Origin of the sequence: Heminiphilus faecis (genome assembly GCF_008728965.1) — a bacterium.
Classification (GTDB): Bacteria; Bacteroidota; Bacteroidia; order Bacteroidales; family Muribaculaceae; genus Muribaculum; species Muribaculum faecis.
Genome location: NZ_VSMC01000003.1, coordinates 38,543 through 51,873 on the forward strand (window position 1 = coordinate 38,543; position 13,331 = coordinate 51,873).

The following is a 13,331-nucleotide window of genomic DNA, read 5'->3' on the forward strand; positions in this document are numbered from 1 at the left end:
CACCCGCCGTCTACCGAACATTCCATAGACCGGCCGTCTTATAAACAAATTATTAGAATCGCACTTATTTTTAGAGCCATCGTATTATAGATGGCTCTAAAAATATAACACAATTCCAATACATCTTATCAGGCTTCGGAACGGATCTGAATAATCCCCTATAAATTACCACCCTCCGGAAGCGCCGCCTCCACCGGTCATACCTCCTCCGAAGGAGCCTCCTCCAAAACCACCGCCGAATCCATTGCCTCCACCCCCGCCAAATCGCCCGGGGACAACAATGACAGGAGGGAGCTTGGCAATATTATACGGCACGTGGGTCTGATAACCGCAATTGCGACACATATAGTCTTTCACTCCCTGCCCCTCACGGGTCGTTGTGGGATTAGCTATTATGCGGTCGCTTCGCAACGAACTCGCACGCGCTCCGCAATGTGGACACACTTTATAAGTCGATGCCGTATTTACAAACGGCAATACATCGGTCTCCCCGCATGTGTCGCAAAGCCATACATCGTAGTCCACAGAATCAATCTTCTCCTCGACATCCTGCTGTGGAGTAAGGTATGCATTGTCAGACTTTTCGTCGAGACGACGCATCTTGTGATGACAGTTAGGACACTTTCTTCGGCGTAAACGCATATATCGCATTGTAAGCCATATCACCAACGCCATCACAAACGGCACTCCAAGTCCTATGAAACCGACAATCACCGATGGTATAAGAAGTTTTTTCAATGACTGATAGCGGTCGTAGCGGTCAAGACGTCGGGTCTTGAACATATTGACGATGTATATAAGAGCCATAAATGCCACAAGCACACAGCCAATGTACAACCATGCCGAAAATAGGTGGTCGGCACCCGAAGTATCGCGATTGCTGTCGTTGCGATACTTAGACATCAGTTCTTCCGTCGCACCGGGGGTTGTGGCAAGGCGCGCTATCTCCCCTACCGATGCCATGACCCCTCCGTCATAATCCATAGCTTTGAACCGCGGACCGGCAATATTCCTGATAATTCGTCCGGCAAGTATATCGGGCACCACACCCTCCATGCCATAACCGGTACGTATGGCAGCTCTACGGTCATCGCTGGCTATCACATACAGAAGTCCGTTGTTTTTATCCTTCTTTCCCACACCCCAGTCAGTAAACAGCCGGGTAGCGAAGTCATCGATATCTCCGTCAACACTCCCGACGACAACCACGACCACTTCGGCAGAAGTCTTGCGCCAGACATCGGCAAGCATTGAGTCAATCCGCGTCACAGCCTCCTGCGAAAGTATGCCGTCAGGATTGGACACATACTTGGTACGATCGGCAACGTGAACATTGGGCACATCGGAAGGCCGATATAACGAAGCCGACATCTGTAACGCGACTGACAATAATAAGAGCAACAATAGTTTTATTCGTTTCATCATCCAGTATTTTCATTATTAAACCGCCGGCAGACTCATACCATACAATTTACGGTACAAATCAAGGGCATACACATCAGTCATACCCGAAACATGATCGAGAACGGCCTGTACCTTTCCATAAAGGTCGGGTGCCGCGATATCGTACTGTTTCGGTACTTTATTTAACAACAAGGCCGAATAGTTAAGTTCAGGATAACGCACGGCATGAATAAGTTTTTCCATAAGAAACGATATTATACGATTACCGGCGAGTTCCACATCGACCACGTCACTTGCACAATATATCTTCTCCCAAGCCTTGGCCGAACAACACGCATAACCTCTACGCTCCGTCTCGTCGACATGGTCGAGTAGTGTTCCGGCAAAATCGCCTGACAGTATAGTCTGTTCATTTTCAACAAAAGCCTTGGCACACTGTTTTACCAGAGTACCGATGACGCAACTGCGCAGATAAGCTATCTTTTCATTCGGGTCATCGACATGACTCATGGCACGGTGCATATGGTCACGCTTTGCCACGTCGAAAAACGACATGAAAAGCCCGATCACCTCATCGGTAAGAAGCACCCGCAATTTATGGGCATCTTCAATATCCATGACCTGATAGCATATGTCATCGGCAGCTTCCACGATATATACAAGCGGATGTCGTGCATAACATATTTCTCCGCCGGCTCCGTAACGAGGCAACAAACCAAGCTCATCGGCTATGCGCTTGAACGTATCGGTCTCGGAGCTAAAAAAACCGAATTTGTTTTTCTTACCGGCAAGACGCGACTCATAAGGATACTTGACTATGGATGCAAGCATTGAATAAGTCATAGCGAATCCACCCTGACGGCGTCCTTTGAACTGATGCGTCAGAAGTCGAAACGAATTGGCATTTCCTTCGAAATGCGTAAAATCGGCCCATTGCGCTTCGGTCATATCCTTCTGCAGCACAGCTCCGGCACCTTCGCTGAAAAAAGTAGATATGGCTTTTTCTCCCGAGTGACCGAAAGGAGGATTGCCCAAATCATGGGCAAGACATGCAGCTCCGACTATCTCGTCAAGAGCATCGAGTTTGCCGCGCCACGGCTCGTCGGCATACTTTGCCGAAAGAGCCGAACTTATTTCGTTAGCAAGCGATCGGCCTACCGACGCGACCTCCATCGAGTGTGTCAGTCTATTGTGAACAAACACACTGCCCGGCAGCGGAAACACCTGCGTCTTGTTTTGCAGACGACGAAACGGCGACGAAAACACAAGCCTGTCGAAATCGCGTTGGAAATCGCTGCGTGAACCACGTCGGGCGTCATGAAAATCCTCAAGTCCAAACCGCTTGTCATTGATAAGCCGGTCCCACGACATCTGTTCATTCATCTCTTTCATATACAATTATTACCCGAAGTTACCATTTTTTCTTAATATAACGAAATTTACGGCAATATCAATATCAACTGCTACAACATAGTTTCAGCATTAAACGTTTTTTAGTAAATTTGCAACTCAAAAAATCAGCATATTCGTGATGAACAATCTGTATTTTAAACTATTTTGGACATTCTTGAAAATCGGAGCTTTCACTTTCGGCGGAGGATGGGCCATGATATCCATTATCGAACGGGAGATTGTAGACAAACACCGGTGGATCAACAAAGAAGAGTTTCTCGACCTGCTTGCGGTGTCACAGTCTCTGCCGGGCATCCTTGCCGTAAACATATCAGTGTCGATAGGCGACAGGCTCCGAGGCCTTAAAGGAAGCATAGTAGCTGCATTAGGCACTATCCTACCGTCGTTTCTGATAATACTGGCCATAGCCGTATTTCTTACGCCCGACATAATAAAAAACAATCCTGTCGTATCCAAGATATTCATGGGCATACGTCCCTGCGTTGTAGCACTGATAATAGCTCCGGTACTATCTTCGGCCCGCGCGGCCAAAATAACATGGAAGACAGTATGGATACCTATAGCTGTGGCGGTACTCATATATGTCGGCTGCAGCCCTATTGTATTCATAATTATCGGCGGACTCGGGGGATATCTGTGGCTGAGCCACAAACAGAAACTCGCACACGACGAGCTAAACAAACGAAATAACGACAACGACCGACAATGACAGTATATCTGAAACTCATATGGGCCTACCTGAAAATAGGCCTTTTCGGCTTCGGCGGAGGCTATGCCATGCTTGCTCTAATCGAACGCGAAGTCGTGGCTCCGGGCTGGATAACCAAGCAGATGTTTACCGACATCGTGGCCATATCGCAGATGACACCGGGACCGATAGGCATCAACAGCGCCACTTATATAGGCTATGTGGTGACCGGCAGTGTGTTAGGTTCAATCATCACCACACTAACCGTGACACTGCCATCCTTTCTGCTTGTCCTTTATGCCAGCCACTATATAAGGCGTCATCGTGAGTCGACCGTGATAAAAGGCATATTCGCAGGTCTTCGACCGGTGGTGATAGGCCTTATAGCATCGGCCGCTCTCCTTTTGATGAACAAGCAGAATTTTCCCGATTACACAATAAGCATAGCTATATGTGCGGCATCATTCTGCCTAGTTTATTTTACCAAAATACACCCGATATTTATAATCTGTCTTGCCGGATTGGTCGGCCTCATAGTATATTGATTCTATTATGGACTATAACGCAACTCTCGATTTTCTATATACTCAACTTCCCATGTTTCAGCGAGTAGGCGCCCCGGCCTACAAACCGGGACTGGATACATCTGAAGCCTTGGCCGCCGCTTTCGGCAATCCGCAAAACAACTACCCTACCGTACATATAGGAGGTACAAATGGAAAAGGCTCGACGGCACATACACTCGCAGCCATACTTCAGGAAGCAGGTTACAAAACCGGACTTTATACATCGCCTCACCTTGTGGATTTCCGTGAACGCATACGAGTCAACGGCAAAATGATACCCAAAGATGACGTTGTGGATTTTGTCAGGCGGTTCAGATATAAAAATCTATCTATAGCACCGTCGTTCTTTGAACTGACTATGGTCATGGCCTTTGATTTTTTTGCCAAGGAGCACGTCGATGTAGCAGTAATAGAAGTTGGACTTGGCGGGCGTCTTGACAGCACCAACATAATCACCCCCGCTCTAAGTGTGATAACCAATATATCGCGCGATCACATGCAATTTTTAGGCAACACGCTCCCTGAAATAGCATCGGAAAAAGCAGGCATAATAAAACATGGTGTCCCTGTCGTCATAGGCGAGTCGGAAGGAGCTGTAAGACGTGTATTTGCGGAAAAAGCGGCTGAAATGTCATCGCCGATAGTATATGCCGACGATAACATGGCATTTTCGTCTGCAACACTTTCTCCTGATGGCATACTTTATAGTGGCACACTGTACGGCAACATAACCGGACAACTTACCGGCGAGTGTCAGTTAAAAAACACCGCTACAATACTTGCCGCTGTGTCGGAACTAAAAAAAACAGGCATGCACATAACGCCTGAAGCAATAAAAAGAGGATTCGCCGGGGTATGCGAGACAACAGGTCTTGCCGGCCGTTGGATGAAACTGTATGAAAAACCGTTTACAGTGTGCGACACAGGTCACAACGAAGGCGGATGGAGCTACCTTTCAAGTCAACTCGCCAAAACACCCGGAGAGAAACACATGGTAATCGGCTTCGTCAATGATAAAGACGTAAGTCACATTCTTGACATGATGCCGCACAACGCCCTGTATTACTTCACTCAGGCATCGGTCAGCAGAGCGCTTCCCGCTGAAGAACTCGCACGTCTCGCCCAAGCCGCCGGATTGCACGGCAAAACATATGACTCCGTTGAAGGAGCCTATAAAGCGGCTCTAAAACATGCCACGTCCGATGACACCATATTCATAGGCGGCAGCACTTTTGTCGTAGCCGACTTTCTTACATATATGCAATAATACAGACATAATAATATAGCAGACCGCCCCGTAAGGATGTCTGCTATATTAATTAAGAGAGCCGATATATGTCAGCGAACTGCTATGACCTCGATCTCTACAAGTACTTTTTTGGGCAATTCACGTACAGCCACAGCCGAACGTGCAGGATAAGGAGCCTTGAAGGCCTCGGCATACACCTCGTTCATTGCGGCAAAATCATTCATATCGGCAAGAAATACAGTGGTCTTCACCACATTGTTAAGAGTAAGACCGGCCGCATCAAGAATAGCCTTGACATTGGCAAGCGACTGTGCAGTCTGAGCCTTTATCCCTTCGGGAATGGTACCGTCGATAGGATTGATGGGTATCTGTCCTGACGCATACAACATTGAACCGGTATCGATAGCTTGGCTATATGGCCCTATGGCACCCGGAGCCGCGGTAGTTGAAACTGGATTTTTCATCGTTTTGATCCTCTTTACTTTTTAATTGGTTTATACTATTTTATTTTTGTTGGAGTTCCGTCAATATTTACCGGCAGATTCATGAGTAGAATCTCCGATTCTTTATCGATAATATCCTTAACGGCATCGGCCACAACTTTTATAACAGGAGCAAACTCCGTCTTAAAGTTAGGTATAAACTCAGTTGTCCCCAACTTATTAAGACGATCAAGCACCAGACCCACCGAAATTTTATTTATATCCATCGCCGGCTGATACGCATGCTGGTCCTTGTCTGTCTCGGAATAAACTATTGACACAAGCCCCGCCTCGGACATTTCAGATATAAGCTCCGTGACAAGTCTTGACGGCATATGATACAACGCGGCAAAATCAGGGAGAGTAAGCGGCGGACTCTGCTGCTCAAAACGCTTCACTATAATAGTCATGATCACTATAGCTACCTTGCGCTTGTAATCGAGCGATATATTGTTTATGTTGCCATTGAAACTAAACTGAAATATATTCTGCGAGGAGTAACACAACACGGCACCGGCAAGGGTTATTATCCATACAAGCTGAAGCCATATGAGCAGCAACGGCAGAAATGCAAAGCTACCGTATATGGCATTGTACTTTGACACATACAGTTGTCCCGATACAAACAGATATTGAAGTATCTGAAATGCGGTACCGGCAAATATACCGCAATACAACGCATTTCTGAACTTTACTTTGGTGTTTGGGAAAAGCATATACATACCGGTAAACGAAAGCCATGTAAGTACAAAAGGCACACAATCAAGCACGACCTTTACCGCCGGAGAAAACAGACTGAAATGCGGATTGTCAACTATCGCCGTCGACATCAGTAACGATATTCCGCTTGAGCATACCATCAATATCGGCAGCATAAACAATATGGCCGTATAATCTATAACCTTTCGGGTCATGGTGCGGTCACTTCTGACTCCCCATACTGTATTGAACGCCGACTCGATATTGCCCATAAGCGATATCATAGTCCACAATAAAAACACAAGACCTACTCCAACAAATACACCTTGCGACGCCTGAGCGAGATAATGGTCGACAAAACCGAGAGCAGCACGCAAAGCATTTTCCTGCGAAGGAAAGAACGTAAATAGTTGCGATTGTAAAAGGTTCTGAAATCCGAATCCTCGCCCGATGGCAAACAATAGCGCCAACGCCGGCACGATAGCCAGCAATGTATTGTAAGTAAGTGCCGACGCGCGATTCTGCAGGTCACTGTTAAGAAATGACTTCACCGAAAGGTTTATAGTCTTTATCGTGTTTACTTTCCATGTACGGCGAGTATCGTTCCACACACCTTCACTGCAGTAAAGCCACAACGCACGCAGCCGCTCGACCCGGGACGATACGTACCGGGTGAACCGTGAAGGGGTCGATGTATTATCCTTTTTCATCACCTGTGGATTAAAACCGTTTTGCAAAATAACAAATTTTATATGTGAAAAGCCCAAATTCAGTTCAAAAAACTGAACCCCCATATAAAAAGTCATGTTTAAATGCTGCATACTTCAGCTTGTAAATTATCAAATAATTTGTCATTGCACTCGACTTATTCGTATATTTGTAACACCAATTTATATTTATGGACTTTATCACATCTGAAAACATACTTCTTGTAGGCTCGACAGTGCTTATTGCCGGAGTGCTTATAGGCAAGACAAGCTACCGTATGGGACTCCCGCTGCTGTTGATATTCCTCATTGTGGGTATGCTATTTGGTTCCGACGGTCTGGGCATACAGTTCAACGACATGCATACCGCACAATTCATTGGCATGATAGCACTATGTATAATTCTATTTGCGGGCGGTATGGACACCAAGCTATCAGCCATAAAGCCGGTAATAGTACCGGGACTGATACTTTCAACCGCAGGTGTCATGCTGACAGCTCTGCTTACAGGACTTTTTGTATGGTGGCTCTCGGGCATGTCATGGACAAATATACATTTTGCTTTTTTACCCTCTCTTTTACTTGCCGCCACAATGTCATCTACCGACTCGGCATCGGTATTCGGCATACTCGGGACACAGAAAGTTAATCTAAAACAAAATCTGCGCCCCATGCTGGAACTCGAAAGCGGCTCCAACGACCCGATGGCCTATATGCTTACCATAATACTTATCGAGACCATCGTCATGGGAGGCCATCTTTCTGCCGGACGACTGCTGCTTGACCTCTCGCTTCAATTCGGCATAGGCACCGCCATGGGACTTCTCATGGGACGCGCCACCATATGGTTAATAAAGATGTACAAAAACATAGGACGCGGCGCATCGACAAAAGAGGATGTCGATCAGGCATCATCCATGATTTCCATACTCATGCTCGCATCGGTTTTTTTAACATTCGCACTTACAACCGCATTTAAAGGCAACGGATATCTCGCCGTATACATATGCGGCATCATGCTTGGCAATGCCCGCGGCATAAGCAACCGCGGCATAAGCAAGTTCATGAGCGGCATGACGTGGCTCGCACAGATAGTGGTCTTTCTTATGCTTGGCCTTCTTGTCAATCCCCACGAAATGCTCGAAGTAGCACCTGTGTCGCTGCTGATAGGCGCATTCATGATTGCTATCGGACGACCTTTAAGCGTATTTGCATGCCTTGCGCCCCTTCGTGGCATATCCCTAAAGGCCAAGAGCTTCGTGTCATGGGTAGGACTGCGTGGAGCCGTACCTATAATCTTCGCCACATATCCGGTCATAGCCGACATTGACGGAGCGTCACAGATATTCAACATCGTATTTTTCGTGACCCTGCTGTCATTGCTCATTCAGGGCACAACTGTAATTACCAGTGCACGGCGTCTCGGCCTTATCTCTCCTACAACCGATTTTACCGATTTCGGAGTTGAATTGCCGGAAGAACTACCTACATCGCTCACCACCCTGACACTTACCGACAGCGAACTATCGTCCGGCAATACCCTCCGCGACATGAACCTGCCCGAAGGCTCACTTGTGATGATGGTACGTCGCGGTGAAAAATACATGGTACCAAACGGAGCACTTATATTAAAGAAGGGCGATTCGCTGCTCATCATAAAGGAAGAAGACTCCGACCGGCCGTAAAATAGCCATACAAGAGGCCATAGCCTAAATTCATTATTCATATCTTTGACTATGTTTTAGATACTTTCGCTTGGCAAAACTCAAATATTTGTTTTGCACTCTACTTATTCGTATCTTTGCACTGCTATGATAGACGAGAAATCGCGGACAACGGCTAAAGCGGCGCTTACCGAATATCTTCGCATAAAAAAACTGCGCAAGACCCCGGAGCGATACGCTATACTTGACAAAGTGTGCGAAATGAACCGCCACTTTGACATCGACATGTTGTACGATATTATCGAAGAAGACGGGTTTCATGTAAGCCGCGCTACACTATATAATACTATGGAGCTGTTTACCGACTGCGGCATTGTGCGCAGACATCAGTTCGGCAACCAGCCAATGCAGTATGAACGCGTAGCCGGATTATCCAATCACCTGCATCTCATCTGTCAGCAATGTGGCAAAATAAAGGAGGCCAAGGACCCCGAACTTGTAAAGTTCATGAACTCACGCAAATATTCGGCATTTCACAACGCTTGGTTTTGCCTTTATGTCTACGGTACATGCGCGGCATGTGCCCGCCGTAACAAACGTTTGTGTAAAAATAAAAATTAAATAATCTTAGAAATGAAAGTTGACGTTTTGCTCGGGCTCCAGTGGGGCGATGAAGGGAAAGGAAAAGTAGTTGACGTACTTACACCGCGTTATGACGTAGTGGCCCGTTTTCAGGGCGGTCCAAACGCAGGTCACACCCTTGAGTTTGAAGGTAAGAAATACGTACTCCGTTCAATACCGTCGGGAATATTTCAACACGGACAGACCAACATAATAGGCAACGGCGTGGTACTTGACCCAGTTCTCTTCCGCGAAGAAGCTGAAGCTCTCGAAAAGAGCGGTATTAAACTGAAAGAAGTGCTCAAACTGTCCAAGAAAGCCCATCTGATCATGCCTACACACCGCCTTCTTGACGCAGCTAACGAAAAAGCCAAAGGAGGAGCCAAAATAGGCACCACAGGCAAAGGCATAGGCCCGACTTACACCGATAAAGTGAGCCGCAACGGTCTGCGACTCGGCGACGTATGCCATAACTTTGACCAAAAATACAACTCCGCGCGCAACCGTCATGTGGCCATGCTTAACTCCATGGGAGAGAACCCCGACTTCAGTGAGCTCGAAGCTAAATGGCTTGACGCGGTGGAATACCTCAAAAGCTACGACATAATCGACAGCGAACACTTCATAAACAAAGCTTTGAAAGATGGCAAGAGCGTGCTGTGCGAGGGTGCACAAGGCACTCTGCTTGACGTAGACTTCGGAAGCTATCCGTTTGTCACATCAAGCAATACGGTATGTGCCGGCGCATGTACGGGTCTTGGAGTGGCTCCTAACAGAATCGGTGAGGTATTCGGTATTTTCAAAGCATATTGTACGCGTGTAGGATCAGGCCCCTTCCCCACCGAACTTTTTGACGAGACAGGCAAGCGCATACGCGATCTCGGTCATGAATACGGAGCTGTCACCGGCCGCGAACGCCGCTGCGGATGGATTGACCTCGTGGCTCTGAAGTATGCCATCATGATCAATGGCGTAACCCAACTCATCATGATGAAAAGCGACGTACTTGATGACTTTGACGAGATAAAAGCATGCGTGGCATATGAAATAAACGGCAATCGCGTGGATGACTTTCCTTTCTCCATCGAAGATGACACAATCACTCCGGTATATGTGACTATGCCCGGCTGGAAAACCGACATGACCGCATTTAAGAGCGAAGACGAATTTCCCCGTCAGTTCAAGGATTATATCGAATTTCTTGAAAAAGAGCTTGAGACACCCATAACCATCGTGTCGATAGGCCCGGACCGCGAACAGACAATAATACGCAAACGCTAAACCATCGCTTGACATATGGCAAAAGTAAGACCGTTCAGAGGAGTACGCCCTCCACGCAAATTTGTGACTGAAGTAGCTTCCCGGCCCTATGACGTACTGAATTCCGAAGAAGCCCGGGCTGAAGCCGAGGGAAATGAAAAATCGCTCTATCATATCATAAAGCCCGAGATAGATTTCGAACCCGGCACTGACGAACATGATCCGAAAGTATACAACAAAGCTGTAGACAACTTCAACGCCTTTCAACAAAAAGGATGGCTTGTTCAGGACGAAAAACCCCTTTACTACATTTACGCCCAGACTATGGACGGACGCACTCAGTACGGTTTCGTCATAGCGGCCAACGTTGACGACTATATGGAATGGCGTATCAAGAAGCACGAGCTTACCCGTCGTGACAAAGAAGAAGACCGAATGAAACACGTTCGCATCAACAACGCCAATATAGAGCCGGTATTCTTCGCTTTTCCCGACAACGACGAACTCGAGAAAATAATACGCGATGTCACTTCCGGAGAAGCTGAATATGACTTCACTGCACCCGACGGCTTCGGCCATCACTTCTGGGTCATTAATGACGACGTGCTGATAAACCGCATAACCGAATTGTTTGACGCCATACCCGCATTGTATATAGCCGACGGTCATCACCGCACTGCCGCAGCGGCTCTTGTGGGCAATGAAAAGGCCCGTCAAAATCCCGTTCACACCGGAAGCGAAGAGTATAATTACTTTCTTGCAGTAGCGTTTCCGGCTTCGCATCTAAAGATTATAGATTACAACAGGGTAGTCAAAGATCTTAACGGATTGACACCGTCTGAATTTATCAAAGCGCTTGACAAAGACTTTATCGTTGAAGAAAAAGGCGAAACCGAATATCGTCCCGAAAGACTTCATAACTTCTCGCTTTATGTCGACGGCAAGTGGTACAGCATGACCGCACGCGAAGGCACCTATGATGACAACGATCCTATCGGACAACTTGATGTGACAATATCAAGCGACCTGATACTGCGTGATATTCTCGGCATACATGATTTAAGAAGCGACAAGCGCATAGACTTCGTAGGTGGCATTAGAGGTCTCGGAGAACTTAAACGCAGAGTGGACTCCGGCGAGATGAAAATGGCGCTCGCGCTCTATCCTGTGTCAATGGCTCAGCTTATGAACATTGCCGATACTGGCAATATCATGCCACCCAAAACTACATGGTTTGAACCTAAGTTGAGATCGGGCCTTGTCATACACAAGCTCGACGACTGACTGTATGTCGGACAGCAGCATGGTTCATAACGGCACTGTCGCAGACATCACACTACATGGATTGAAGATAGCGCTTCACGAAGACAGCGGGCAATGCAGCTCATGTTCGATAAAATCGTTTTGCAAACCGCACGAGCACGATAAAGATAATCGGAATATTATTGACGTTACTATATCGGCAACCGATAAGTTCAGCATCGGTGATGAAGTGACGGTATATTGTTCCGAACGGCAACAGACGGCAGCCATGATTCTGTCATTGGCGTTGCCGTGTCTATTGCTCGTAGCGGCAGTGCTGACAGCACTTGCGGCAGATATCAGTGAAGGCAAGTCAGCTTGTTGCGGACTCGCAGTGACAGTAGCGTATTATGCTCTGCTATATGCCTTTCGCCGTAAGCTAAGGAAAAGATTCAACAGAATGAAGATATGTCACCGGTTATCATAGCCATTATAGTACTTGGAACCACCGGCATAGCAGGAGCAGTCATATTATATGCGGTGGCCAAAAAGTTTTATGTAAATGAAGACCCGAGAATAGCACTTATAGAAGAACTGCTGCCGGGAGCCAATTGCGGGGGATGCGGGCGTTCCGGATGCCATGATTTCGCATGTGCATGTGCGGCGGCCTCATCACTTGACAACCTCGTATGCCCCGGAGCGGGAACGGAAGTCATGACAAAAATCGGCGACATCGTAGGACTCGCTCCCTCGACAGCCAAAGCAAAGATAGCCGTACTACATTGCAACGGTTCTTGTGCAAACCGTCCGGTAACTTCAACATATGACGGCGCCAAATCATGTGCGATACTCGGAAACCTTTATATCGGGGCAAGCGACTGCGCATACGGATGTCTCGGACAAGGCGACTGTGTGGCTTCATGCCGATGGAATGCCATACACATGGATCCGCTGACGGGTCTGCCGGTTATTGACTCCGAATTGTGTACCGGTTGCGGAGCTTGCACCGCCGTATGTCCCCGTCATATAATAGAGTTGCGCGACAAAGGGCCTAAAGGCCGACGCGTATGGGTAGCCTGTGCCAACAAAGAACGCGGAGCCCTTGCCCTTAAAGAGTGTAAGGCCGCTTGTATCGGATGTTCGAAATGCCGCAAGATATGTCCACATGATGCAATAACGGTCGAAAACAATCTGTCATATATTGATTCCTCAAAGTGTAAATTGTGCCGAAAGTGCGAGGCTGTATGTCCTACAGGCTCCATAATAGACAGCGGCTTCCCGCTCACGCTAAAGGAGATGGAAGCACTCGCAGCGACACGACATCAACAAAAATAAG

Annotated in this window: 13 protein-coding genes; 9 read left to right on the forward strand and 4 right to left on the reverse strand. The window is 47.3% G+C overall.

What is annotated here, in order from left to right:
- Window positions 1-165 precede the first annotated feature (165 nt).
- Window positions 166-1,425, reverse strand: a complete 1,260-nt coding sequence (locus FW767_RS13100; protein WP_205523779.1) for a TPM domain-containing protein — start codon at window positions 1,423-1,425, stop codon at window positions 166-168.
- A 15-nt stretch (window positions 1,426-1,440) separates the two neighbouring features.
- Window positions 1,441-2,775 carry a dGTP triphosphohydrolase gene (gene dgt / locus FW767_RS02090; RefSeq protein WP_121698231.1) on the reverse strand — a complete coding sequence of 445 codons (1,335 nt, stop codon included), beginning with the start codon at window positions 2,773-2,775 and terminating at the stop codon, window positions 1,441-1,443.
- Window positions 2,776-2,935: 160 nt separating this feature from the next.
- On the opposite strand from dgt, the gene FW767_RS02095 reads away from it, so the two are divergent.
- Genes FW767_RS02095 through FW767_RS02105 form a run of 3 tightly spaced genes read left to right on the forward strand, consistent with a single transcriptional unit; the run spans window position 2,936 to window position 5,338 of the window.
- Window positions 2,936-3,526 (forward strand): chromate transporter, encoded by a 591-nt coding sequence (locus tag FW767_RS02095; RefSeq protein WP_121698167.1) that lies wholly within the window; start codon window positions 2,936-2,938, stop codon window positions 3,524-3,526.
- A complete protein-coding gene (locus tag FW767_RS02100; RefSeq protein ID WP_121698166.1) occupies window positions 3,523-4,050 on the forward strand; it encodes a chromate transporter in 528 nt (175 codons plus the stop codon). The genes FW767_RS02095 and FW767_RS02100 overlap by 4 nt, the downstream gene beginning before the upstream one ends.
- 7 nt (window positions 4,051-4,057) lie before the next feature.
- Complete coding sequence (locus FW767_RS02105) at window positions 4,058-5,338, forward strand: bifunctional folylpolyglutamate synthase/dihydrofolate synthase (protein WP_121698165.1); 1,281 nt, start codon at window positions 4,058-4,060, stop codon at window positions 5,336-5,338.
- Window positions 5,339-5,409: 71 nt separating this feature from the next.
- On the opposite strand, the gene FW767_RS02110 is transcribed toward FW767_RS02105, so the two are convergent.
- Complete coding sequence (locus FW767_RS02110; protein ID WP_121698164.1) at window positions 5,410-5,784, reverse strand: RidA family protein; 375 nt, start codon at window positions 5,782-5,784, stop codon at window positions 5,410-5,412.
- 35 nt (window positions 5,785-5,819) lie between these two features.
- On the reverse strand, window positions 5,820-7,211 hold the full coding sequence (locus FW767_RS02115) for a YihY/virulence factor BrkB family protein (protein ID WP_205523780.1): 1,392 nt from the start codon (window positions 7,209-7,211) through the stop codon (window positions 5,820-5,822).
- 188 nt (window positions 7,212-7,399) lie between these two features.
- Here FW767_RS02115 and FW767_RS02120 point away from each other — a divergent pair, with 188 nt between their 5' ends.
- From FW767_RS02120 to FW767_RS02145, 6 genes are all read left to right on the forward strand, one after another.
- Window positions 7,400-8,893, forward strand: a complete 1,494-nt coding sequence (locus FW767_RS02120; RefSeq protein ID WP_121698162.1) for a potassium/proton antiporter — start codon at window positions 7,400-7,402, stop codon at window positions 8,891-8,893.
- Window positions 8,894-9,019: 126 nt separating this feature from the next.
- A complete protein-coding gene (locus FW767_RS02125) occupies window positions 9,020-9,493 on the forward strand; it encodes a Fur family transcriptional regulator (protein ID WP_121698161.1) in 474 nt (157 codons plus the stop codon).
- Between the two features lie 12 nt (window positions 9,494-9,505).
- Window positions 9,506-10,774 (forward strand): adenylosuccinate synthase, encoded by a 1,269-nt coding sequence (locus FW767_RS02130; protein ID WP_148464204.1) that lies wholly within the window; start codon window positions 9,506-9,508, stop codon window positions 10,772-10,774.
- Between the two features lie 15 nt (window positions 10,775-10,789).
- A complete protein-coding gene (locus FW767_RS02135) occupies window positions 10,790-12,037 on the forward strand; it encodes a DUF1015 domain-containing protein (RefSeq protein ID WP_121698159.1) in 1,248 nt (415 codons plus the stop codon).
- Between the two features lie 4 nt (window positions 12,038-12,041).
- The gene (locus FW767_RS02140; protein ID WP_121698158.1) at window positions 12,042-12,482 is read left to right on the forward strand and encodes a SoxR reducing system RseC family protein; all 441 of its coding nucleotides are present in this window, start codon (window positions 12,042-12,044) and stop codon (window positions 12,480-12,482) included.
- Window positions 12,464-13,330 (forward strand): RnfABCDGE type electron transport complex subunit B, encoded by an 867-nt coding sequence (locus FW767_RS02145; RefSeq protein WP_121698157.1) that lies wholly within the window; start codon window positions 12,464-12,466, stop codon window positions 13,328-13,330. The genes FW767_RS02140 and FW767_RS02145 overlap by 19 nt, the downstream gene beginning before the upstream one ends.
- Window position 13,331 lies beyond the last annotated feature (1 nt).